This window comes from Gynuella sunshinyii YC6258 (genome assembly GCF_000940805.1).
Taxonomy (GTDB): domain Bacteria; phylum Pseudomonadota; class Gammaproteobacteria; order Pseudomonadales; family Natronospirillaceae; genus Gynuella; species Gynuella sunshinyii.
The window spans coordinates 2,720,147-2,744,619 of sequence record NZ_CP007142.1; the positions used below are offsets into that span (position 1 = coordinate 2,720,147).

General features: G+C 47.0%; 20 protein-coding genes. 10 read left to right on the plus strand and 10 right to left on the minus strand.

Features of this window, described 5'->3' with window-relative positions:
• The first annotated feature begins 114 nt into the window (after positions 1 to 114).
• Positions 115 to 639 (plus strand): GNAT family N-acetyltransferase, encoded by a 525-nt coding sequence (locus tag YC6258_RS11920; RefSeq protein WP_044617194.1) that lies wholly within the window; start codon positions 115 to 117, stop codon positions 637 to 639.
• Positions 640 to 808: 169 nt separating this feature from the next.
• Positions 809 to 1,666: a DUF4382 domain-containing protein gene (locus tag YC6258_RS11925; protein ID WP_044617195.1), complete on the plus strand. Its 858-nt coding sequence runs from the start codon at positions 809 to 811 to the stop codon at positions 1,664 to 1,666.
• A gap of 87 nt (positions 1,667 to 1,753) precedes the next feature.
• Here YC6258_RS11925 and YC6258_RS27265 read toward each other — a convergent pair whose 3' ends face one another.
• On the minus strand, positions 1,754 to 4,747 hold the full coding sequence (locus tag YC6258_RS27265; RefSeq protein ID WP_052830232.1) for an EAL domain-containing protein: 2,994 nt from the start codon (positions 4,745 to 4,747) through the stop codon (positions 1,754 to 1,756).
• Between the two features lie 188 nt (positions 4,748 to 4,935).
• A complete protein-coding gene (locus YC6258_RS11935) occupies positions 4,936 to 6,144 on the minus strand; it encodes an MFS transporter (RefSeq protein WP_245627045.1) in 1,209 nt (402 codons plus the stop codon).
• A 111-nt stretch (positions 6,145 to 6,255) separates the two neighbouring features.
• On the opposite strand from YC6258_RS11935, the gene YC6258_RS11940 reads away from it, so the two are divergent.
• Together YC6258_RS11940 and YC6258_RS11945 are read left to right on the plus strand one after the other, a co-directional pair.
• Entirely contained in the window at positions 6,256 to 7,674 is a 1,419-nt protein-coding gene (locus YC6258_RS11940) for a cobyric acid synthase (protein ID WP_044617197.1), read from the plus strand.
• A gap of 212 nt (positions 7,675 to 7,886) precedes the next feature.
• Complete coding sequence (locus YC6258_RS11945; protein ID WP_044617198.1) at positions 7,887 to 8,774, plus strand: hypothetical protein; 888 nt, start codon at positions 7,887 to 7,889, stop codon at positions 8,772 to 8,774.
• Between the two features lie 122 nt (positions 8,775 to 8,896).
• Here YC6258_RS11945 and cobO read toward each other — a convergent pair whose 3' ends face one another.
• Entirely contained in the window at positions 8,897 to 9,499 is a 603-nt protein-coding gene (gene cobO, locus YC6258_RS11950; protein WP_044617199.1) for a cob(I)yrinic acid a,c-diamide adenosyltransferase, read from the minus strand.
• Between the two features lie 487 nt (positions 9,500 to 9,986).
• Here cobO and YC6258_RS11955 point away from each other — a divergent pair, with 487 nt between their 5' ends.
• A complete protein-coding gene (locus tag YC6258_RS11955) occupies positions 9,987 to 10,529 on the plus strand; it encodes a hypothetical protein (RefSeq protein ID WP_044617200.1) in 543 nt (180 codons plus the stop codon).
• A 230-nt stretch (positions 10,530 to 10,759) separates the two neighbouring features.
• Here the strand turns inward: YC6258_RS11955 and YC6258_RS11960 are convergent, their stop codons facing one another.
• From YC6258_RS11960 to YC6258_RS31325, 3 genes are all read right to left on the minus strand, one after another.
• On the minus strand, positions 10,760 to 11,422 hold the full coding sequence (locus YC6258_RS11960) for a YrbL family protein (RefSeq protein ID WP_044617201.1): 663 nt from the start codon (positions 11,420 to 11,422) through the stop codon (positions 10,760 to 10,762).
• A 768-nt stretch (positions 11,423 to 12,190) separates the two neighbouring features.
• On the minus strand, positions 12,191 to 13,636 hold the full coding sequence (locus YC6258_RS11965) for an aldehyde dehydrogenase (RefSeq protein WP_044617202.1): 1,446 nt from the start codon (positions 13,634 to 13,636) through the stop codon (positions 12,191 to 12,193).
• A 418-nt stretch (positions 13,637 to 14,054) separates the two neighbouring features.
• The gene (locus YC6258_RS31325; protein ID WP_052830233.1) at positions 14,055 to 14,279 is read right to left on the minus strand and encodes a DUF1127 domain-containing protein; all 225 of its coding nucleotides are present in this window, start codon (positions 14,277 to 14,279) and stop codon (positions 14,055 to 14,057) included.
• Positions 14,280 to 14,446: 167 nt separating this feature from the next.
• Between YC6258_RS31325 and YC6258_RS11975 the strand changes: the two genes are divergently transcribed.
• Both YC6258_RS11975 and YC6258_RS11980 read left to right on the plus strand, forming a co-directional pair.
• Positions 14,447 to 15,871, plus strand: coding sequence for an aminotransferase-like domain-containing protein (locus YC6258_RS11975; RefSeq protein WP_044617203.1), 1,425 nt, complete (start codon positions 14,447 to 14,449; stop codon positions 15,869 to 15,871).
• Between the two features lie 609 nt (positions 15,872 to 16,480).
• Positions 16,481 to 17,122, plus strand: a complete 642-nt coding sequence (locus tag YC6258_RS11980; protein WP_044617204.1) for a fibronectin type III domain-containing protein — start codon at positions 16,481 to 16,483, stop codon at positions 17,120 to 17,122.
• Positions 17,123 to 17,225: 103 nt separating this feature from the next.
• Here YC6258_RS11980 and YC6258_RS30935 read toward each other — a convergent pair whose 3' ends face one another.
• The 4 genes from YC6258_RS30935 to ahpC all read right to left on the minus strand — a co-directional run bounded on the left by YC6258_RS30935 (position 17,226) and on the right by ahpC (position 22,054).
• Positions 17,226 to 18,797, minus strand: coding sequence for a M20/M25/M40 family metallo-hydrolase (locus YC6258_RS30935; RefSeq protein WP_169748961.1), 1,572 nt, complete (start codon positions 18,795 to 18,797; stop codon positions 17,226 to 17,228).
• A 952-nt stretch (positions 18,798 to 19,749) separates the two neighbouring features.
• Positions 19,750 to 20,646, minus strand: a complete 897-nt coding sequence (gene ahpF, locus YC6258_RS30940; RefSeq protein ID WP_245627046.1) for an alkyl hydroperoxide reductase subunit F — start codon at positions 20,644 to 20,646, stop codon at positions 19,750 to 19,752.
• A complete protein-coding gene (locus YC6258_RS30945) occupies positions 20,643 to 21,338 on the minus strand; it encodes a thioredoxin family protein (protein WP_245627047.1) in 696 nt (231 codons plus the stop codon). The genes ahpF and YC6258_RS30945 overlap by 4 nt, the downstream gene beginning before the upstream one ends.
• Before the next feature lie 158 nt (positions 21,339 to 21,496).
• Complete coding sequence (ahpC, locus tag YC6258_RS11995) at positions 21,497 to 22,054, minus strand: alkyl hydroperoxide reductase subunit C (protein ID WP_425402640.1); 558 nt, start codon at positions 22,052 to 22,054, stop codon at positions 21,497 to 21,499.
• 146 nt (positions 22,055 to 22,200) lie between these two features.
• Here ahpC and YC6258_RS12000 point away from each other — a divergent pair, with 146 nt between their 5' ends.
• The 3 genes from YC6258_RS12000 to YC6258_RS12010 all read left to right on the plus strand — a co-directional run bounded on the left by YC6258_RS12000 (position 22,201) and on the right by YC6258_RS12010 (position 24,453).
• Positions 22,201 to 23,121 carry a hydrogen peroxide-inducible genes activator gene (locus YC6258_RS12000; RefSeq protein ID WP_044619978.1) on the plus strand — a complete coding sequence of 307 codons (921 nt, stop codon included), beginning with the start codon at positions 22,201 to 22,203 and terminating at the stop codon, positions 23,119 to 23,121.
• Positions 23,122 to 23,406: 285 nt separating this feature from the next.
• The gene (locus tag YC6258_RS27270) at positions 23,407 to 24,072 is read left to right on the plus strand and encodes a cold shock domain-containing protein (protein ID WP_052830235.1); all 666 of its coding nucleotides are present in this window, start codon (positions 23,407 to 23,409) and stop codon (positions 24,070 to 24,072) included.
• Between the two features lie 120 nt (positions 24,073 to 24,192).
• Positions 24,193 to 24,453 carry a hypothetical protein gene (locus tag YC6258_RS12010; RefSeq protein WP_044617206.1) on the plus strand — a complete coding sequence of 87 codons (261 nt, stop codon included), beginning with the start codon at positions 24,193 to 24,195 and terminating at the stop codon, positions 24,451 to 24,453.
• The last annotated feature ends 20 nt before the right edge of the window (positions 24,454 to 24,473 follow it).

Here is a 24,473-nt window from a genome sequence, read left to right on the forward strand (position 1 = left end):
TATACTCAGCGGTGTTGGCCTGTAGTCTGGCTTTTGGTGGCGACTGACTGTGAACTGACAAAATGCAGTTATCCTGAGTGGGATCAAAGTATGTAAAGGGGAATGCCTGAGTGGATGTTTAAGATAGAAACCAATCGTTTATGGTTGCGTGACTTTCAACCTTCGGATGTGCAATCGTATGTGCGTTTTACCGCCAATCCTGATTATCAGAAATACTACAGCGAAGAGGATTGCCGCCGGGAAAAATCAGAATTCCTGGCTAATCAGTTTGTTGTTCAAGCCCGGGATGTTCCGCGTAGAAAATATCAATTGGCCATTATTGAAAAATCATCCGATCAGCTGATAGGCACCTGCGGTATTCGTGCAGAAAATGACAACCACGCCTCCATGGGATTTGGTATTGCTGTTGAATACCAGGGGATTGGATATGCATTTGAAGCAGCCCGATCCATGATTTGTTTTGGTTTTCAGGCGCTAGGAGTATATCGGATTTATGCTGAAACATTGGCTGCAAACCATTCTGCGGTTGGTCTCTGTGAGCGTTTGGGGATGCATAAAGAAGAACATCTGATTGAGCACCGTTTTTTTAAAGGGTGCTGGTGGGATACGGTTGTATATGCGCTGAAGAGAAACGAATAGAGTTTCGTTGGGGTGACATAATTTTGGCTTTCAAAAAGGTTTTTGCTGTATAAAAGCTGACTTAATAGGCACTTGGACATGTAATTTAGTCACAACTTTGAGCTTGTCCGCTTACAGTTTGTGGTAATTGCTTTTATGATGCGCGGACACAGACGTTAAGGAGAGCACTGTGATCAAACAATTCGTGGCAATCAGTACCCTGTCTATCATGATGTTAATGGGGTGTCAGAAACAGGAAGGCGGTTCTGGAACGGTCTCACTGGATCTTACTGATGCTGCCGTCAACAATGTAGCCCAGGTTTATCTGGCTGTTTCATCAGTAAGCCTTCATGGTCCAGATGGCACGCTGAATTATAAACTGTCAAATGATATCCATGATTACCTTCAGTATCCGCTGCTGGATTACAATGGTGGCATATCAGTCAGTCTGTTGAAGGATGCCCAGGTAGCGCCAGGTGCGTATCATTGGATTCGGTTGAATCTCGCTACAGAAGGAAATCTGGACACCTATGTGGAGCTGGAAGATGGCAGTATTCATGAACTTGAAGTTATCTCAGAAACCGGATTAAAGCTGAACCGTGGTTTTTATGTTCCCGAAGATGGAAATGTCAGTTTCACGCTGGATCTGGATCTACAGAAATCCCTGATCCGGACTAAGAACGGTTATCGTTTGAAGCCCGTCATCAGAGTTGTGAACAACGATGATATTGGCCGTATTGCCGGCCGGGTGGATGCTAGCCTGTTGTCCAGTAATCGTTGTAACCAGGCTGCGATGTATTTGTTCCGTGGCTATGATGCTGCGCCGTCTGACATAAATCCCAAAAATGATCCTGAGGTCATTGTTCCTGTCAATCTGGAAAACAACAATGCCTATCACTTTGGATTCATATCATCAGGCGAGTATTCTCTCGCGCTGGCCTGTGATCCTAAGGATGACCCGGAAGCGGAAGACGAGATGAAATTTCTGCAGCAAAAAAATGTGCTGGTTCGTTCCAGTTATACGACATTTATTCATATGGATCTTTAACTGGCTTGTCAATGATGCTTTTTTGACTTTGTTGCCTCAGAAACCAAAAAACAACTTGTCAGCGGGACTTTTGTTTTACTCTCATGTCTAGTTCATTTGCACTCGCATACTCCGCGATAGCCAAATATACAGGTTTTCGCAGGTCATCGGAGGTGCAAACAGGTAGCCCTGGGCATATTTGCAATGATTATTACGTAGCACCATAACCTGCGATTGATTTTCAACCCCTTCTGCAACCACTTCCAATTCCAGGCTTTTTGACATGGCAATGGTTGTTTCCACTAACTGCCTGTCTTTATGGTCAGAAGCGATGTCCCGTACGAACTCCCGATCTATTTTGATAATGTCAAATGGGTGATTGCGGACATAGCTGAGTGACGAATAACCCTTGCCAAAATCATCCATGGCTATGCTGACTCCCAAATCTTTCAGTTCTCTTAACACTCTGCTGCAATGTTCTATATCTGACATCAATACGCCTTCGGTGATTTCAACAATCAGATTTCGGGCCGGCAACTGGTATTTCTGAAGTGTATCTGTAAGCTTGCTAAGCAGTTCCCGATCACGAAACTGTCGTGGCGACAGGTTAACCGCAATGGAAAAGTTCTGGTTAAAGCGCTGCTGCAGTATTTTGCATTCAGCAATAGCTTGTTGAAAGACAAAATCACCGATTTTCAGAATGTAGCCATTCTGTTCAGCAATTGGAATGAAGTCTTCCGGACTTACCTGACCCAATATGGGATTTTCCCAACGTAACAGGGCTTCGAAGCGTACCGTGTCATTACTGATAAGATTGACGATGGGTTGATAGGTCAGATACATCTCGTTGTGATCGAGTGCCCTGAGCATTTGTTCTTCGATGGTCATTTTTTTGTGTTGATTCGCATCCATATCACCTGAATACAGAGAGAAGACATTTCCACCCTGGTGTTTAGCATCATACATAGCCATATCCGCATGACGTAACAAAGCATCACCTGAGTTTCCGTCATTGGGATAGATGGCGATGCCGATACTCGTCGTGATCATCAATGTTCGTTCACCTATCACAAAACCTTTCTGTATCTCCAGCAGTACGGTTTCGGCCATGCTTAGAATGTGTTGAAGGTGAAGAGAGTGCCCTGTCATGATGACAAATTCATCCCCTCCAAAACGGCCTATGAAATAGGTTTCCTTGAGTGCATGGGTCAATCGTATTGCCACTGCCTGTAATAGTTGGTCACCAGCAGCGTGCCCAAGGGTATCGTTGATTTTTTTGAAATCATCCAGATCCAGAAACATGACCGCAAAGCAGTGGTTGCTGGAAATTTGTTCGGCGCTTTCCAGCAGATACTCAACATGATTTAAGATGGCATTGCGGTTAGGTAGCTGAGTGAGAGTATCGTGTTGAGCCCGGTATTCCAGTTGTTGAGTTCGATCTGCGACTTTTTTGTTCAGCAGGTAATTCCAATAAAGAACGACGGCGACAACCGCCAGTGCCAGAAATGTGCAGCCAATCAACCATAGGGCCGGAATACCTTTATGGATGGAAATAGCCACCCATTGATTGAAGATCCGATTGCGTTCTTCTTCGGTAATAGTGGCCAAAGTTTTATTTAGGATGGAAACCAGCTCAGGCCAGTCACTTCTAATACCGAGCGCGAATTGATAGCGATAGGGTACCTCTCCTGAGATCACCAGATTGGTCAGGCCCTGTTCGCGCATGATATAGCTGGCAGAGGCAATGTTGCCAATGTAGGCAAACGTTTCACCTTTGGCGACGGCAGCCAGTGCCGAAGCAGTGCTGTTATATTCAATAAAGTTAAGTGCCGGATATTTCGGATGCAGTTCCTGATAGGGGATGGAGTGTGTTTCGGTCGCTATTAATTGATTTTTGAGGCTGTTCAAATTGGCCACATAGCGGACATTGTCACGCGTTACGATGATCATCCCGGCACTCAGATAAGGTTGGGTAAATGTTAAATAGCTCTGGTTCTGCCGGGTTTTGGTTGCAAATGACAATACATCCAACTGCCGGTTTTGCAGCTGAAGTTGGAGTTCTTCCCATGGAGCAACGGGAGAACGTTCAAACTGAATGTTCAGGCGAGTCTCAATCAGGCGGATGTAATCAGCAGCGATGCCCCGATAGTCGCCATTAGCGGCAGTGTATTCAAAGGGTGGACTGGCTGATTTCGATGCAAGCCGGATGACCGGGTGTGACTTCAACCAGCTTCGTTCAGCGGCGGTCAGCACAATTTGTGATGGAGACGTGTTCATATTCGCCGTACCCACCCAATCTCCCTGGAGTGCTGCTTTCTCACTAGTGCTCATATCACTCAGTGCCAGGTTCAGAATTTCGGTCAATGGCGCCCAATCCTTGCGGATACCAATGGTGAGTATGGAACCTTGTTTTTGCGCCCGACCATGTACCTTCAGGTTTTGCATCAGCTCGCTTTTAATGATGTACATGGCAACTGCCCGATTGCCAACATAGGCATCGACCTCATTTCTGATTACCGCTCCCAGTGCTTCAGAGGTGTTACTGTATTCCCGTATGGTGACTTTCGGATAATGCTCTTGAAAATATCGGACGTTGCCAAACCCTTTTTCCAAAGCAATGGTTTTTCCAATCAGTGTATTCTCGTTCTGATAGTAAGGCGCGTCGCTCCTTGCAACGATGACATGAGGGATATTGAGGTAGGCCTCGGTGAAATTGAAAAAGGGTTCGCGTTCTGGTTTTGGCGTAATGTCCAATACGGCATCCAGTTTTTTCTCGACCACCTGCTGATACAGGTTTGGCCAGTCACTGCTGATAATGTGCAGACGACCATCAAGGCGATGATTGAGGGCTTCAACATAATCGGCACCAATACCCTTTGCCCGACCTTGGTTGTCAGTGAAGTTAATCGGTGGCCAGTTATCCATGGCACCAACGCGAATGACAGGGTGCTGTTCCAGCCATTCTTTTTGGGTGGGGCTCAGTTGATCAAAAAAGGTCTGTGGGGCACCAAGTGCCACAAAACATAACAGCCAGAGACAGAGTGCCACGAAGTACCGAGGCGGCAGTTTCCCGATTGCACTGTCAGTGACTTGAATGATCACATGGGCTTCCTGTAAAAGGCCCAGGCCTGTATATGTCTAATCAGATCCCGATGTATCAGCCAGTATCTGGATCAAAGACCGTCTTGTTTTCAAGAATTCAGTTTAGGGCAGATTTTCAACATTACAATTTTTGGTGTTTCATTGAATACCCTTCAATATGATGACTGATTTCATGATAACTAAATTGGTTAGTGGGCTGTTTTTTGCAGAATAGCGGACTCATCCCGTTCTTGTATAGGCAGATGCAGTACTGCTGCTATCAGTCCAAGGATAATGCCTGCAATCCATATTCCCTGGTAGTTGCCGAAATGCTGGTAGAGAAACCCTCCGAGCCAGACTCCGGAAAAACTTCCCAGCTGATGACTCAAAAACACAATGCCGTAGAGAAACGCCATATAACGGGTACCAAAAAAGCTGGCTACCAGACCTGATGTTGGCGGTACAGTGGCCAGCCAGAGAAAACCCATGGATGCGCTGAAGATCAGAATACTTGGTAGTGATACTGGTATCAGCAGGAAGAGCGTAATGGCGATCACCCGACCAAAATAAATGCAGGCGAGGATGTACGGTTTGGATCGTGGGCCGCTGAGTACACCGGAATAATAAGCACCGATGACATTGCACAGACCTATCAGACTAATGCTCCATGCACCGATTTTGGCGTCGAAACCCAAATCGACGATATACCCTGGCATGTGGACGGTGATGAAGGCGACATGGAATCCGCATACGAAAAAACCGGCAACCAGCAAGGTGTAGGAACGTATTCGAAAAGCCTGGCGCAGGATATGCCACAATGGCAGGTTGAGGTTTTTGTCCGAGTGGTCATTGGTGCCACTGTAAGGAGCCAGAGGAATCGCCAGCACGGCCATCAGCAGCGCGGAAAGTCCCAGCAGTTGTATGGCGTGAAACCAGCCAAACCAATCAAGCAGCTGTTGCATGAATGGCACCACCAGAAACTGCCCGAAGCTGCCAGCAGAGGTACCCAATCCAAGTACCCAGCTGCGCTTGTCAGCGGGTACTGAGCGAGCCAGGGCCGGTAACACGATACCAAAGGCAGTTCCGGCGATACCTGCCCCCACCAGTACCCCGGCGGTTGCAATCATCGTTGTCTGAGTGCTGGCATAGGCCATTCCGATCATGCCGGCGGCATAACACAGTACGCCAGAAAGCAGTATTTTCAGATTGCCGAAGCGGTCTGCGAGTGCACCGGCAAGAACCGCGAAAATTCCCCAGGCCAGATTCTGAATTGCCAGCGCCAATGACAAAACCTCACGCCCCCAACCGTACTCGGCTGAAACAGGCTGCAGGAAAATTCCGAAACCGGAGCGGTAGCCGATTGAAAGGGCCAATAACAGGCAGCCACTGATAATCAGTCCAGAGGTGGATTTGTTCATAGCGATACTTTTGTCAGGGGATTGAATAAGATGCATTACTTTGTCATGTTTTAAGCATTGTGCCCATTGGTGGGCATGTGAAAATTACTTACTCAAGAATTATTTTTCCTTATGTCAAAAAGTATCATGATCATGGGATGTACCAGTGATGCCGGGAAGTCTTTTGTTGTCAGTGTCCTGTGTCGGATATTTGCCAACCTCGGGCAACGTGTGGTGCCGTTCAAAGCGCAGAATATGAGTAATAATGCTGCGGTTACCAGGGAAGGAGGAGAAATGGGGCGAGCGCAGTATCTGCAGGCCATCGCTGCCAGGGTTGAACCACATACGGATTTTAATCCTATATTACTGAAGCCTCAGGCCAACGTTCTGAGTCAGGTGGTTGTGAATGGTCAGGTGGATCATCATCTGAATGCCATGGAATGGCATGCACGAAAGGAGCGTCTGTGGCCGGAGGTGTTGGCATGCCTTGATCGTTTACAGACACAGTATCCGCTGATTCTGATCGAAGGGGCCGGCAGTCCGGCAGAAGTGAATCTCAAAAAATCGGATATTGTTAATTTTGCTGTGGCTACCCATGCGGATGCAGATGTGTTCCTGGTGGCGGATATCGATCGGGGTGGGGCATACGCGCACCTGTTGGGTACCTTTATGTGTCTGACCGAGGCTGAGCGACTCAGGGTCAAAGGTTTTGTTTTGAATAAGTTTCGAGGTGATGAATCGTTGTTGTCCGAAGCCAACGATTGGCTTTACCAACAAACCGGTGTCCCAATTGTGGCGGTTTTACCCTACACCCGTCATCGACTTCCCGAGGAGGATGCTTTTTTTCATCGTTCCAAAGCGGCCAGAGGTGCTGTCAATATCGGTCTGGTGATGTATCCCTATGCCAGTAATCTGGATGAATTCGACCCTTTGGCTTATCACGATGATGTGCAACTGACGGTGGTCAGACATGTCGCTGACCTTAAAAATCTGGACGCATTGATTTTACCGGGAGCCAAACATGTCGCTGCCGCCATGCAGTATCTACGGGAAGAGAACCTGGATGTTGAAATACGGCAGTTTGCTGATCAAGGTAAGCCAGTGCTGGGCATCTGCGGAGGGCTGCAATTATTAGGGCGGGGGGTGACTGATGAACTTCTCGTTGAAGGAGGGTCTTTCAGTGGACTGGATATTCTTCCCTTACAGACGCGATTTCAAAAACCCAAGACAACGGTCCGACGAACGATCAATTGGCAGGCAAATGAGCTGGCCGTCTATGAGATTCATCAGGGAGAAAGCGAGGCGCTGGAAGACTCACTGGAAGCTTTTATCGAAACTGGTACCGGATTTCGGAAAGGCAATGTATACGCCTCTTATCTGCATGGGTTGTTCGAAAATGCCTGCTTTTGCGAGTGGTTTTTAAAGCCATTGGGTGTGCAGTTCAGCCAACAGACTAACTGGTATGACTTCCTGGACACCGAATTGGATCGACTGGCCTCGCAGTTACAGCCCAGGTTGGAACAAATCATTGAATATGGCCGGTCGGTATGAATCTGTGCTTTCGAGCTACGCTTACATAACGAATGTTGCAAGTTGAAAACCAGCAAAAATGGACTTTAATTAATCAGTAGGGATCCAGGAGAACGGGTTGATTATTTCCCGAATTATCAACCGTGTGTCTCCTGAAGCATAAGTAGATCAGGGCAGTTGAGCAATGTCGGCGATATTTCCTAATCGCGGTTGAAGGTTGGTACCTAGAGGTGATGGCGATAGATTCAACGTTACAGCATGAATACGATTCATTTGGACCGTGGCTGTTGGAGATCAAGCAACCCCAAGATGTTCCTCGGGTGTTTGCTGAAGACTTCCAACTGACCGATGATATTCTAATGGCCCTAAAAGTGCCCCGGCCGATTGAGCGCCGGGATGCCAGGCCTGGGCAGGTTCTCTACGATGGCATCGTTTGCCTGTATGACCGTGAAGTGAAAATACTGCATCTGGAGCAGCAACAGGTATTGGTTGAAAGTGCCTGTTATAAAGATATGGTCACTATTCAGGATGTACGGGATCTGTTAATGGGAGAACTGAGAATTCAGACGGATAGCCGCAGTTACAGTATTCCCTATAGCATGGTATCCCAGGAGATGGTTGATCGGGTTGTCCGTATTCTTCGAAAGAAATATATTCGCTCAGATATACTGATCAAATTAGAGGACGAAAATTTTCCGAATGTTGAGCTGCCATTGTTGTTCAAAAACGCGCTCAATAAACTGAGGGCAAACGAAAAAATTTCATTATTGGCCTATCAACCTAATATGGCATTGGAAGGAAACTCCTCCGATGATTATGAGCGCTTTGAAAACATCTATAACAACTACACATTATATTGCAGTCTGTTTTTGAGTGCTGAGCGGGAAATTATTGTGATCAGCAGCAACAAACCCATAAAGCGTCGTATGGAAGTCGATAGCAGTTATATTCTCAGTTATATCCCTTACAGCCAGCTTCGTGATATGCAAATTGAGAAAGACAGTAGGTTTATCGGTTTGCGTCATTTACTGCTGAAATTCGGCCATCAGAATCTTGAGTTCATGCTGGACCAGAACACGACTCGAAAGATAAGAGTTCATGTTCTGGACCGTGTACAGTGACTTATATGATTAATGGGAAACGTTTATTCTGTTGCTTTCTGAATGGTGGCTCATGGTTTCGTTGACCCAGGAATCTTCATATATCTCGATCAGTGAGTATGGCACCAAGTGAGCGGTTGTTTCTAAAGATCTATGCCTTTTCTTGCTTTGATGCCTGCTTTAAAGGCATGTTTGACATCATGCACTTCCGATACGGTGTCAGCCAGTTCACGAATGGCTGAGCCACCGCCACGGCCAGTTATCACAACGGATTGCTCTGCCGGACGTTCATTGATTGCCTTAATCACACGTTCAGCATCCAGATATTTGTATCCAATCATATAGGTGATTTCGTCCAGTACTACCAGATGATATGTTTCATCGGCCAGTAATTTTTCAGCATGCTCCCAGGTACGCTGTGCCGCTGCCATATCCGCTTCTCTATCCTGGGTATTCCAGGTAAAGCCGGTACCCATCTGATAAAAATACACCTCAGGGTGATGGTTACGGATAAACAACTCTTCACCGGACATTTGTTCTCCCTTGATGAACTGTATAACACCAACCTTATAGCCATATCCCAGACTTCTCATGACCATGCCGAATGCTGAGCTGGATTTACCTTTGCCATCTCCTGTTAATAGCAGAACGATGCCACGTTCGGTCGTGGCAGCAGCGATGCTTTTATCCACCTTGGCTTTTTGTTTGGCCATCGCTGTTTTATGTTTTTCATTTTTATCTGCCATATTCTGTTCTCTCTCTGGTTAGGCTGATTACTGGCTGTTCGGCAGGGTATCGCCGAATCTGTGTTGGTCTGAATGCGTAACTTTGCCAGATTTGAACTGGAATTGGCAAAGTTCAGCAAATCCCCTGAAAAATGCAGGGAAATCAACAGGGTGGTTTTTATGGCAGAGGTATGGTCCGTTGGTCTGATGGACGGAAATATGCTCACCGCCTGGTTGATTGACGAGCGTCAGTGATATGAAAACCGTGTTGAACAAAGGTTGGTGTGATATTCGCCGATGATAAAGCCAAATCCAATAGTGGTGTTTTTTTTTGAGGCTGGTTGTGATTCATGAGTAACCGGTTGGTAGTGTGTCAAGCCATCACAGGTCAAAAAAAAGAGATCTCAGCACCAGTCTGAATCCTGATCATAACTGTATTTTTTTCGTAAAGAAAATATATAATCGGCGCGCTAATTTTGATGGTCTTTTCAGATACCAGGAGTCGTTTGTGAAAATCAATGCTGTATGGATGATATTGTGGGTCGGTCTGTTGACTGCATGTAATGCTTCATTACCGGCCAGAGAAGAAACTGAGGGGGCTATATTCGTGGTTCCGACAGAGTTTCAAAAACATCAGAATGCTGAATATCTTAAGTCATTCTGGCTGGACTTTGAGCCGGTGGGTCCAGGTGAGCCCTTTCGGGTGATCGTTAACCCTCTCGACGGGCGAAACATGGTGGTAAAAACAGGAGTGCAGCCGGGAACCTATCTTCTGACTCGGTTTAATCTCCACTCCATGAATAAAAAAGGTTGGGATGCGTCGCGCGATGATCGTAGTTGGGAAGTGAATATGCGGGTCGAAATTGCAGAAGACAGCCTGACCGTCTGGAATCACAAGCTGATATACCATATCGACAAAAGCGGCGGCAGAAGCTATCAGGAACAGTTTAACCTGTTGCCACTGGATCTTCCGTTGAAACAACAGATTCAGGTTGAATTGGAAAACATGAATGCAGATAGCCGCTGGCCGATTATCTTTTTAACTGACTAGCCGAAACCGGCAGCTGCCCGATATGACATTTGGAGCAGGTAACAGCGCGCTGCTCCTCTGGTGAGTGTTCCAGCAGGGAATGTTGTTTTTGCTGTTGGACAAATTTGTCGGAAGTGCATTTGAGTCGGTCAGCGACCGGCTTATAGAATGTATCGGCCCTTCGCCTGTGAAGCTGTGTGAAGTTTCTCCAATACCGTTATCTACAACGTGAGGAGAAAATCAGCAGCCGACTAGAAACCCGGCTGTTGTTCAAGCGGTATCACCTTTGCCGCTTTCAAGCGATCCATGACGCGTTGAACAAACTTCAGTTTGCGTTTATGGCGGATTCGCTTGCTGAATATTTGTATTGGAATAAAAGTCCGTTCACCCAGGCCATCGATCAGTACAAACTCCTCGGTGCCATCTTCCAATTGTTCCAAAACGACGTTTTCCAGGTTCAAATCGCCCAATACCAGTTTGCTGGTGAGGATAATGTCCAGAAAGAGCATTAATTTCTGATATCTTTGTTCGTCGATCTGACCGTTATTGATCAGTTGGCCTAATGTTGGTGCCAGTTTGCCGCTACGATCACGGACGGCAGACACCACCAGACCAATTCCCAGGTCAGTATCAACCAATCCCCCAATAGGGGCTATATGTTTGATGATTCCATCCGGAGCACCGTAGCGGGAATCAAGATACACGGCCAGTTCACGCAGATAACCCGTCATATAGACAAAACGGTCTTCCATGCGGGCATACCAAGTCTTGAATATGCCGATGTTTTGATGGGGAATCATTGAGCGATGGACTTTGATGAGCCAGTCAGGATTATCGGGATGTTCATAGATGTATCTGGTTTTTCCTACCGCCACAGGTTTGCGGCCAGCAAGATTAAAAAAAAGACGGTACATAAATATGACCTTTACAAAAAAAATAAAAAAAATTTCGATAGGAAAATGCCTATCAACATTAGCAGTTAATAATAAGTCTTTAATTTCGCCAAAAAAGAGCCTTATTGTGGGTTAAATGCAAATTTTCTCTATTTCATGACAATTTGTTTACGTATTTGGCTTTTAAGGTTCATTTAAGAAAAGAAAATCGTGTTGAGTCCTATCTGTTTGGCATATGGAACGGAAAAAGCTCCTTCAGAGGGCCTCTTTTTAGGGGTTGACGATTCAATTTCGGTATGTACAGCGTTGCGGGGTCATAGATACCGTGATGCTCTTGTAGGAAGGGATTGTTTTATGGAGAAAATAGCTATTGGCGAAGGAGGATAATCATTATTAACAGTCTGGCCTGTAACTAAGTTTTTCAGATCCATTTGTATTGTAACTTTTATCAGCAGTTAGAGTTCTTGAAATACCGGGTGTTTTGAACCTCAGAGCTTTAAAGGCAGGTGATCGACCTATTTGTCCCGGTGATTTACCCGGCATTATCACTTGTGGGTATGTGCCAGGCTAAAGGCAAGGGGGTGGCCAGGTAGGATAGCAACCATCGGATTGTATTCATGACTGAGTACACCCCGTTTCAAACCCACCGTCAATATATCCTCATGGGCTCGAATGCAGCCTCCATGCTGCATTCGGTCTAAAACAAGGTGTAATCATTTCGGACAGCTTATTATTATCTTTCAGCCGATGGTTGCGGGAATATCCGCAATCAGACGGAATCAGGATGCCCTAGAAAGGATAATGCTGAGCAGGATCTTCAATAGTAATCCAGCGTAAATCGGTAAATTCGGCAATGGCAGCTTCTCCGCCAAAGCGACCGTAACCACTGGATTTGACACCTCCGAAAGGCATTTGTCCTTCATCTCCAACGGTTGGGCCATTAATGTGGCAAATACCGCTTTCAATCTGTTCTGCCACTCTCATAGCACGCTGAATATCACGGCTGAATACTGCGGAAGACAGACCATATTCGGTATCGTTGGCCACGCGGATCGCCTCATCTTCATCCTTAACCCGGATAACCGGTTTTACCGGACCGAAAGATTCTTCGCCATACATGCGCATATTGGGTTGAACATGATCGACCAGTGTCGCTTCAACAATCGTACCGTTGCGTTGTCCACCGGCACGAATCGTGGCGCCATGGCTGGTGGCATCTGCCATCAGAGCGTCCATTTTCAGCGCCGCATCTTCGTTGATCAGGGAACCCAGAACGACATGCTCACGTGGATTTCCAGCTGGCAGTGCGGCAGCCTTGGCGGCCAGTTTTTCCACAAACTCATCGGCCACGCTTTCTTCCACGATCAGGCGCTCAGTGGACATGCAGATTTGTCCCTGGTTCATAAATGCACCAAAGGCTGCAGCATTGACGGCTGCATCGATATCCGCGTCGCTCAAGACGATAAAAGGGGCTTTGCCACCCAGCTCCAGCAATACCGGCTTCAGCTCTTTTGCTGCCAGTTCCGCGACGATTTTGCCGACCCGGGTAGAACCGGTAAAGTTAATACGTTTGACCGCCGGATGGGCGATAAGCGCCGGCACAATCGTTGCCGCATCCTCTGGAGCGTTACTGATGATATTGACGACCCCTGCTGGAAAACCCGCTTCCATCAGTACTTTACCGATCAACTGATGGGTGCCTGGGCACATTTCAGACGATTTCAGTACCACAGTATTACCACAGGCCAGGGGCATGGCGATTGCCCGGGTGGCCAGGATAATCGGAGCGTTCCAGGGAGCGATGCCGACACATACACCGGCAGGACGGCGCACGGCCATGGCAGTGGTACCCGGCTTGTCAGCAGGTATGATTTCACCCTTGATTTGCGTCGTCATGGCGGCCGCTTCTCTCAGCAGGCTGGCCGCGAACATGGTATTGAAACCTGCCCACGGACCCGTAGCCCCGCACTCAGAGATCATCAGGCCGGTAAATTCCTCCACTTTGGATTCCAGTATATCTGCAGCCTTGAGCAACAGAGCACGGCGAGCATTGGGGCCTGTTTTTGACCAGGCAGGAAAGGCCGCTTGGGCCGCATCCACCGCCGCCTCTACGTCCTTCACCGTAGCAGCAGACGCTTTCGTTGCAACCTCACCCGTTACCGGATCCAACCGTTTAAAACAATGTTTGTCATCGACAGCGATTTCTTCACCATTGATCAATAGTCCAATATTCATGGTTCCCCACCTTATTATTTTTGTATCTGAGTTGATCTTTACAGCTTGGTTGTGCTGATAAAGCCATGTTGATGAACTCCTCACCCACAGGCAAACAATCTTTTTCTAACGCTCATTGAATTTGGCTATAGCTATGTACTGGGGTTATAACCCTCAGCTGGTTGACAGGGCTGCTGAAAAGGGCCGGGCAGTGATCGAAACAGTGCCAGAGGAACCCTCCAAATAGATGCGAGAGGAGCTGAGAGCATACGGAAGTAATCTGGGGGTGGACGAAGATAAATCTGGATGAATACTGTTGTTTTGATGATGGGGTTAAAAGAGGGAGCGGTTATGCCGCTACCACAATCAACCCGGTAATGTTTGTTGTCTGGTTAATAAAAATAACTGATCAAACGTGTAATGCGATAGCACGGAGGAATTATTGCCAGAACCATTTATTCGATTCCTGCCGGACCTCATGGTTGGTTAAGCCAATATCCCGATAAAGGTGCTCTGGCAGAAGGCGAAGCTGCCTTCGGGTTTGGGCGTTCTGGCGCCAGATTGACCAAGAATGGTGTAGAGCTGCCGGCCTGAGCCACTGTAACCATTTGGTCGCCAGGGATTGATCCTCCCATGACCTGATGAGTACCCCCTTATTATTCATTGCTGTCCTCCGTTGCTACTAGCTGTGTTGGAAGATATGCTACAAATTCTATCTGCACCGTAACAGATTCAGATTTTTTATATAGCAACCAATACAGATTGGGAAAAAGCCTATCTGTAATGGTCTTTTTTGGGTGCAACTGTACTGGTAATGGGGAGTTCTCAGTTATGGAAGGTAGTTTGTATGCACAACTGGCGGATAAAATGACTGAACAGATTCGTCATGGAGCAATAGCCATTGGTGAGCGCATGCCATCGGTCAGGCATCTCTCCAGACAGGAAAGAGTCAGTATTTCTACGGTGATGGCTGCGTATAGTCTGTTGGAAGAGCGGGGGTGGGTAGAGGCCAGGCCCAAGTCCGGATATTACGCCTGTCGTCAGATACGTGAAGCACTGGCGGTTCCAAGTGCGTCGGTGGTCGAACCTGATCCCGTCATTGCTTCTACATCCCAGCTGGTCATGGACGTACAGCGGGATGGCTTCAAACCCCATGCAATCAATTTCTGTCGGGCGACTCCGGCGTTGGACTTCCCTATCAGTCGTCACCTGCGACAAACCTATACCCGGCTGTCGAGAACCCAGCAACATCTCGGGGTCAGCTGTCTTCCAGAAGGGCCTTATGTTTTGCGACAACAGATTGCACGTCATGCCATGGATGCCGGCGTGGCTGTATCACCAGATAGTATAGTAACCACTGCTGGAAGTCTTAACGCCATGGGCTTGTGTTTACAGGTGTTGACCCGGCCAGGGGATCTGGTTGCGGTTGAGTCTCCGTGTTATTACGGCATATTGCAGTTAATTGAAGCATACGGACTCAAGGCGATTGAAGTTCCCACTCACCCGGAGACTGGTTTAAGCCTTGAGGCTCTGAAGCTGGCTATGGAGCAATGGCCACTGAAAGTGATCCTCACCGTTCCCAGTTTTTCCAATCCGCTGGGTTGCAGCATCCCTGATGAACGAAAAAAAGCGTTGGTCAGGCTGTTGGAGCAATATCAGGTGCCACTAATTGAAGATGATGTTTATGGTGACCTGTATTTTGGTACGCATAGACCTGGTGCGATAAAGGCATTTGATAAACAAGGGTTGGTGCTGCTGTGCTCATCGCTTTCCAAGACCATTGATCCGCAGCTGCGGGTTGGTTGGGTGCTGGCCGGGCGTTATTACGAAGAGATTCTGCATCGTAAGTTCGTAAACATGCTATCTACACCAGTACTGCCACAACTGGTATGTGCCGAGGTGTTAGGGCAGGGGATATACGAGCGTCATCTGCGGCAGGCCAGAGAAGCGTATCGTCAGCGCTATCAGCGTCTGGTGGATCTGGTTTCCGAAACCTTTCCTGCGATTACCAAAATTTCTCGTCCTCAGGGAGGAATTGTTGCCTGGCTGGAGATGCCTGAAAATTTCGACTCCACAGAGTTGTATCATTTTTGCCGTAATGCGGGAGTGCTTATTGCACCCGGAGAAATATTTTCCATTAACAAACAGTTCAAACACTGTTTTCGCCTGAACTATGCTCCACGGTGGACACGGGAACGCGAAGCCGCGATTCGAAAACTCGGGCAGTGGATATCAGATCAGATAGAAAAACCCTGAGTATCACCGATTGTCATTTAAATCAGAGTTAGCTGAGGCTTTCCATTCAGTGTCTTCAGGCTTTTTATCTGTAATAAATCGAATATCGATTTTTAAATAAAAGCTTGCACTGTTGCAAAACGGACTTTTGACCGGTCATTGTTCCACGGGATTACATTTCATTGCCTGACGGCCTCAGGTGGCTGTTTTTTGACGCCTCAAATGCCTCGTTCAAACGTAAAAACGACTTCCTGAAAACAAACCTTCACAAAGCAAAATACCGCTGAAAATCAGTGTTTTATCAGATTCTTAAGGATTTTTTGAAAGCTGACTTTTGTCGTCATAAGACGACAATCACAGTCAGTTTTCATGGTAATTATTTGGAGCCGAAACACGCCAAAAAGATGACTGTTTCACGTTTTGATTTGATTTCCATGCAAACCTGTTTGGAATGATAACGAGGTCTCATTCGCGACATGGATTGCCATCGTGCAGCCATTAATCTTATGCACATGTTAAGGAGCGAGTGTTAACAGTTTAAATCAAGCCGTACTGAGAAACGCCCGAATAAGGTCATTCGAAAAAATTTAATTTTTTATTCGTCCAACTCAACAAAGTGCGAGCCAAATCATGAACACATTTACCAACACTGTTAAAACTTTCCTCTTCTCTTCTATCGTTATTTCTGTGGTATCGGGCTGTCAGGTGGAAATCACCACCACTGATGGTACGCTCACTGGCACTGGAGATGTCTCTTATGACCAGAATGACGGCACCGATAATGGCTCAGTTTCCAATAATGACTATGATAACGATGGTGTTCTGAATGATGTGGACGCCTTCCCGAATGACCCATCTGAATATGTCGATACCGATAATGATGGTTTAGGCAATAACGCAGATGCCGATGATGATGGTGACGGTTTCAGCGACAGTGATGAAGCCTATGCCGGTACCGATCCGCTGGACAATGGTGACTATCCAATGATGAACACAGCCAGAAGCGTGGAAGTCAGCTGGGAAACACCCACCTCGCGTGAAGATGGCAGCAGTCTGTATGCTTACGAAATTCAGGGTTACGAAGTGAAATACCGTAACGTGAACGATGGTGAATACAGCTCAGTGTTGCTGACACTGGATCCCAGCGAACTGATTACATCGACGACATTGGATCTGAATAGCGCCGGTATCTATGAATTCACGGTTGCGGTTTATGATGTGAACGGTTTGTACAGTGACTTCAGCCAGCCGGTACAAGTCAGTATTCAATAGTCCAGTCTATCCCTCAGGAAATAAAGTTCTGAACGACCCGGTAAAATCCAGAAGTTCATCGGATTTTACCGGGTAATTACTGATAAGATTTTCTAAACCTCACTCAGTTACTATAGCTACCTGTCAACGTTACATCAGAGAATGAACTGTAAGCTTTGACATTGATGTAGTATCTCCCTCCACCGCCATTCATATTGCAGGTTTCGTTATTACTGCTTTTGTATGGGCGGCAATCATAGTTGAAATTACCTGGCTCTGAACCAAGTTTCACATATAGATCTGCATCCCCTGAACCGCCATTGATGGAAATGGAAATATTGCTGGCACCGTTGGGAACATCAAAGGTATAGGTCAGTTTGTCTCCAGTGTCAGCAAATAACCCTGTTTTCGCCACGCCATTTTCCAGTGCATTATCGTCTGGTTCTGGATCTGTTCCCCCATCCGGCGGATTGGGTTCGCTTTTGGCCAGTTCTGCGACAAATGCGGCAGACAAACGGGCGAAATTAAGGGCATGCTCCTGATCAAATTCGGTATCCTGAGAGGAATGGATTTTAGGATTGTAATCGTTGAAATCTGACTCAAATGGCATGGCAGCCGGATATCCCTGGTTATACCATGAAGCGTGGTCAGAACAACCATAACCACACTGACTATAACCATAACGTAAGTCACTCAGGTAGGTATCGATCAGCGTTGCCATAAATTGATTCTGAGCGCTGCTGGTGTAGTCTGATATAAAAACGATATCCAGATCTGCAGTTCCCTGCACTCCGGTCATATCAAACTGCACCACTCCAAGGACGTTTTTATTGGCGGACTTAAAACTTTGTGCGATGCTGTTTGACCCTTTCAGACCAACTTCCTCAGCAGCATAACCCATAAACATGACAGTACGCGCGGGTTTGTAGCCGGATTGAACAATAGCCCGCAAAGTTTCTGTTACCACAGCAATACCTGAGGCATTGTCATCAGCGCCGGGGGCTGAACCATAACTTGGGTTTGAACCATTGATGGAATCCAGGTGACCACCGACAATGACGATTTCGTCAGGATATGTACTACCTGTTACAGTCGCGATTACCGAAGGCTGCGCCCAACTGCTGTGATCATACAGTTCAACACTAATATCTGAACGGCTTGCACTGATAGTTGCCCAGTTGTCTTTTATCCAGGTGGCAGAATCAACGCCGCTCTGTTGGCTATAGTAGCGATTCTGGTAGCTTGATAGCACCGCAACGGTTTCACTTAGTTTGTCAGCATTCAATTGCGATGTCAGTGCCTGTACTCCCTCCGGATTGTCAATGCTGTAGCTGACAGCGATGGGCTCTATGGTCTGAATAGAGCTGGCATAACTGAGCGCTTCTTCCCTGGATTCATGATAAAAGTAACCGCCACAGCGATTGAATTCTTCGTGCATGATTTCGCTCAGGCTGTTCAGGGAAGATTCCGGAACACTGACCACTGAGACAGCATCTCCCTGACTCGTAATGGTATCGAGATATTGCATCGGAACGACGGTGGAATATTGTTTTTGAATGGTTTGTACAGCATCTGCACCGATAGTGATCCAGACCTGTTTTTCATCAGTACCGGATGCTTTGGGGGCTGCAGCTGTTGCAGCATTAACCGTCAGAAGACTACTCAACAACGTCAGAGTAAAGGGTAATTTTCTCACAAATAACCTCCAATATATGGAATTTTCTGGTTCTATGGAAGTGGATTCATAACCGCTGCAGTTGATGCAGATTGATACCAACCACATCTATTCGGTGATGCTTCTGAGTAATGATCCGTGTTGCCAAAAGAGCGTTAAAAATATGCTCAAATCGGTTATTCATGTTCTATAAATCCCCGTTTTGGAGTGGCACATCCGGTGTCTTGGTCGTTAGCCAGAAGAGCGGCTCAAGTCCGTTTCTGCTGGCATTACAGCCGACCTGATTCAGAGGCGTCCTGTATCAGTATCGTACGTGTTATGAAGCTACCGCCGGAATTAAAATCTGGCTTGTGACAGGATTTTCAGGAATCATCTGTAGCCACTGTGTTGTGCCAGATCATGACTCTTGAACTTGATATTTTAAAAACTTGAAAGGCCAAATAAGAGACCTTTTAATATCAGACAAAATCAGAGTGATGAATCTTTAATAAGAGACTTCGTTAGCTAAGATCTCATTTCTATCTGATAAAAGGTATCTTGTTTTAATCCTACTTTAGTTTGAATAAGGTTATTTTTCGAGAGGTTCTGTGAAGTGTTTTGAAAAAGCAGTTGTTGGGTTATCGTTTTTTTCGAATAAGGTAATATCGGTTATTTACATTGATAACATTATAATAATGTGCAGTTGACTGATTTTTTAGGGCATTTATGAGTATAAGGCAATATTTCCAAATAGTGCGCAACCACGCAACAGTGCACCTTATAAGCGCAGTATTCAGTCTTTTGATGGAGCATCCGTTTCTATGTTATGAAAATGGTCTTGCGGTAGAACGATGTAGTTAAATTATTGTAGTAATATTTTCCGTAAATATGGAAAACAGGGTACTACCCGTGATTTTGTTATCCGCAAAAGTAACGTTTCCAAAAAAAAGGCTCCCGAAGGAGCCACGTTGTTACCACACAAGGGAACTCTGTTTTAATTCTTCAACAAATACTCAAACGCAGCCAGTGATGCTTTTGCCCCTTCGCCCATCGCAATCACGATCTGCTTGTAGGGCACAGTGGTGACATCACCACAGGCAAAAATGCCGGGTTCGCTGGTCTCACCTTTTTCATTGATCACCACCTCACCAAAACGGGTCATCTCCACCACGTCTTTCAAAAACGCGCTGTTCGGTACCAGACCGATCTGGACAAACACCCCGGCTAAATCCTGTGTCCGCACCTGTTCGGTTTCGCGGTCCTGATACTCGATGGCCGTGACCTTACCGTTATCGGCAATGATCTGGCGGGTCGCCACATTCTTCAGAATCGTGATGTTGTCGCGGGCTTCCGCCTGTTTCACCAACACCTGATCGGCCTTGAGTTCCGGCAGGAATTCAAACACCGTCACCGATTTCACGATACCGGCCAGATCCAGTGCCGCCTCGATGCCGGAGTTACCGCCACCGATCACCGCCACATCTTTACCCTTAAAGAACGGACCATCGCAGTGCGGGCAGTACGCCACGCCATTACCGATGTTTTCCTGCTCACCCGGTACTCCAAGTTCACGCCATTTGGCACCGGTGGCAATGATCAGGGTTTTGGTCTCAAACGACTCCCCTGAAGACAGATGCACGGTTTTCAATGCACCCTTTTCAATGCGATCCACCCGTAAATGCTCACGCTTGGTGATGGTGTAATCATCCATATGCTGCTGTAACGCCCCGGCCAGTTCCGGTCCGGTGGTTTTCGGCACCGAAATCAGATTCTCGATGCCCAGCGTATCCTTCACCTGACCGCCGATGCGATCGGCGACCATCGTCACCTTCAACCCCTTACGGGCTGCGTAGATGGCGGCAGCCACCCCGGCCGGACCGCCACCGATCACCGTGACATCCTGTACCGGCAGTTGTTCGCCCCCTGAGTGATACCGGGATACTTCTCAATCAGCTTCTCCAACAGCTTAGCGGTATCGATCTTGCCATTGGCGAACACCTCGCCATTCAGATACACCGTTGGAACCCCTTGGATATTGCGGCTCTCGATCACATCCTGAAACACCCCGCCCTCAATCATCTCCGTGCGGATATGCGGATTCAGCAAGGCAAACTGATTCAGCGCCTGGACCACGTCCGGGCAGTTATGGCAACTCAGGCTCACAAACACCTCAAAGTGCAGATCCTCCTGAACGCCGGTAATGATCTTCTGAATTGACTCATCGAGCTTCAAAGGGGTGCCGGCAGACTGTAATACCGCCAGTACCAGAGAATTAAATTCATGACCGCCGGGAATACCGGAAAACACAATGCCATTGGGCTCATTGTCCACTTCCAGCACAAAGCTCAGCGGGCTGCGTACCTGACCGGCGAGATCGCGCTGTTCAAACCGGACCTTGTCGGAGATTGAGGCAAAGTCGGTTAAAAACGACACCAACTCATCGCGTTTGGCGTGTTCACCGGTTTGCAGCACCAGTGTCACGGTACGGGTCATGTTGGCGGTATAACTTTTCAGTGCGGTTTTAATATCATTCGTTAACATGGTGACTGCCTGATTGTCCTGATGAATACGATGTTCAAACATATGTCAAAGGTGTCAGCCAGCCGCCCGGACCCACAGTATGACGGCACTCGTACTGTGTAGGGTTGGTAGATTATGGCAGGACGGCTGACTGACGAACGCTTATCGGACCTGGCGGCGATGAGATCACCACCACCGGGTCATACCAAGTTTTGGGGGTCTTAGATCTTGCCGACCAGATCCAGACTTGGGGTCAAAGTGGCTTCGCCTTCTTCCCAGGCGGCCGGGCAGACTTCGCCGTCGTGGTTGGCCACGTACTGAGCGGCTTTGACCTTACGGACCATGTCTTTGGCAGAACGGCCGATGCCCAGATCGTGGATCTCAGCCACTTTCACCACCCCTTCAGGGTTGATCAGGTAAGTACCACGCAGCGCCTGATGATCCGCTTCGATCATGATGTCGAATCCGCGGGTAATGGTGCCCGTAGGATCGGCCAGCATTGGGTAAGTGATGGTGCTGATGGCATCACTGGTGTCGTGCCAGGCTTTGTGGACGAAATGAGAGTCGGTTGAAACCGAGTAGACTTCTACGCCCAGTTTCTGGAATTCACCGTAATGCTTCTGCATGTCTTCCAGTTCAGTTGGGCAGACGAAAGTGAAGTCGGCAGGGTAGAAAATGAAAATGGCCCAGCTGCCTTTGACATCTTCAGAGGTGATGGTTTTGAACTCACCATTGTGGAACGCCTGAACTGAAAATTCCGGGATTTCTTTGTTGATAATAGACATGTAAACATTTCCTCGTGGATGACTAACTAATGATGTGCCGATGATCTGCATCAGCGCTGAGGAAAATACTAGGGGCTTATACTCATCGAATAAATTGAATAAAATAGATGACTATAATCACTTTTTTAGATTGGCCTGCCATGATTTCATTAAAACAACTGATATATGCACTGGCGGTGGACAAAACCCGTCATTTTAAGAAAGCTGCCGACCTGTGCTCGGTCTCGCAGTCTGCTTTGAGCACCGCGATATCTGAGTTGGAAAGCCAGCTGGACCTGCAGATATTTGAGCGCGACAACAAAAAAGTGTTTGTCACGCCAATGGGTGAGCAGCTGTTGGAGAGGGCCAGAAGTATCAAAGTGCAGATCGATGATCTGTATCAGTTGTCCCGCAGTCAGAAATCCCCCTTGAGTTTTCCGTTGTCGTTGGGCGTCATCCCAACCATTGGTCCCTTTCTGCTGCCCAAAGTACTGCCCCGGGTACGGGAGCTGTATCCCGATCTGGAACTGACCATTGTTGAGGAGCAGTCTCATGTACTGGTAGAGATGGTGCGTAATGGCGACCTGGACACCGCAATACTGGCATTACCCTATGCCCACGACGGACTACACGCCTTTGAATTCTGGGATGAAGACTTTTTTACGGTCTTCCATCGCCACGATGAGAATGCCAAATTAACCGAAATCACCAGTAAAGAACTGCATCATATGCGCCTGCTACTGCTGAAAGATGGTCACTGTCTTAAGGATCATGCACTGGCCGTCTGCCAGTTCAATCCCAGCGAAACTGACAACTCCCTCGCTGGAACCAGTCTCTATACCCTGATTCAAATGGTGGCCGGCAGAATGGGCACAACACTGGTGCCGGAAATGGCGCTGGACCAGCTGGTCGGTGAAAACTCAGAACTCAAAGCCGTGCACCTTCAGGAACCTGGCCCGCACCGGAGAATCGCCTTTGTGACCCGACTGAATTATGGCGGCGTCAACAACATCGAACTGCTGATGAAACTGTTCCGTGAGCAACTGACTCATTATCAAAGTGCCAGGAAGAAAAACGCTTAGCCCTTGTTGGTTGGAATGAGGCTGCTGGACTTGTGTGTGGCTGATGGAGTCAGTTACAGGCGTGTGACAAAATCATCTGTATGACAAGACAAACACTAACAGTACAAACCGTTTTGTTTGGGCGAAAAGTATGATCTCTGAGTTGGCCTGAAATATTGAGAATTGAACCATACAAGTAGATTATAGGATCTACGCAGCGACTTTTTCATTTTGCCAGACCTGCCATTGTTCTAAAACATCATGGTGCGAGTGGAATTGTATATTGTTTGGAGTGAATGGGTATTTATGAAAGGCAAAATCTCCCAGTGGAAAGATGACAAAGGGTTTGGCTTTATTCAGCCTGATGATGGTAGTGAAAAGCTATTTTTCCATATTTCCAGCGTCGAAACTAATGCCAGAAGACCGCAAGTAGGCGACTATGTATTTTATGAATCGATGCGAGATTCTCAGCAGAGGCTCAGAGCCAGGAACGTTATAATTCAAGGCTTAATCACTGTCACAAGCACGAAGTCAGCGTCAAAGAGGGGGCCCGATCAAATAGAGGGACCCAAGAAAGGCATTCTGGATTACATTTCAATATTAGTTATTCTGGGGTCGATTATTGCGGCGGGATTTGAATTCTATCACTCGAGAAATATAGAGAGCACATGGCCGTATGGTGTCCCGGCAATCATCTTTTATTTCATTTTAAACAGACAAAAAAAACCAAAAGAAAAATCATTCAAATGTGTACGTTGTGGAACTCTGTCGACGCACAATGTACGGACCATTCGGGCATGGAATAATGGTTTCAATAAGTTTTACTGTCAAACCTGCCATCATCAGTGGTTGAAAGATAAGCCTGTTTCATTTCAGAACAGAACACAGAGCACAGGCTGTTTAGGCGTCGTGGCTCTGATTATAATGATGCCTGTCCTGGGCAGCATTGCATGGCATCAGTGGATGTCATAAAAAAATATTGTTATAAATATCATCGGTACATCATCAGCAACAGCTTCAGAAAATGGATTTTTCTCAGGGTAAGAGCTGTTACATCCAAGCAGTTCTATGTTTTAGGGGAAGGTAACAGTTGTGATCAATAAAAAAGATAATCCAGTTGAATGGTATGTTCGGCTAATGGAGCTTGAGGAAATAAAAGAACATATAGAATCATTGGTCACTCAGATGAGTAAAGACGATGCAATTGATGAAGAGGATTTTCGAGTTCAACTGTTCCATGCAATGACTCATTTAAACAGGTTATGGAACAGTCGGCATTACTCAGGTGAGATTAACCAGGAATTACATGATGAGTTTTCAAAAACTCCAGGTGATTTTCAAGCAATTGGGTGAATACATAAATTTCTGAAGAG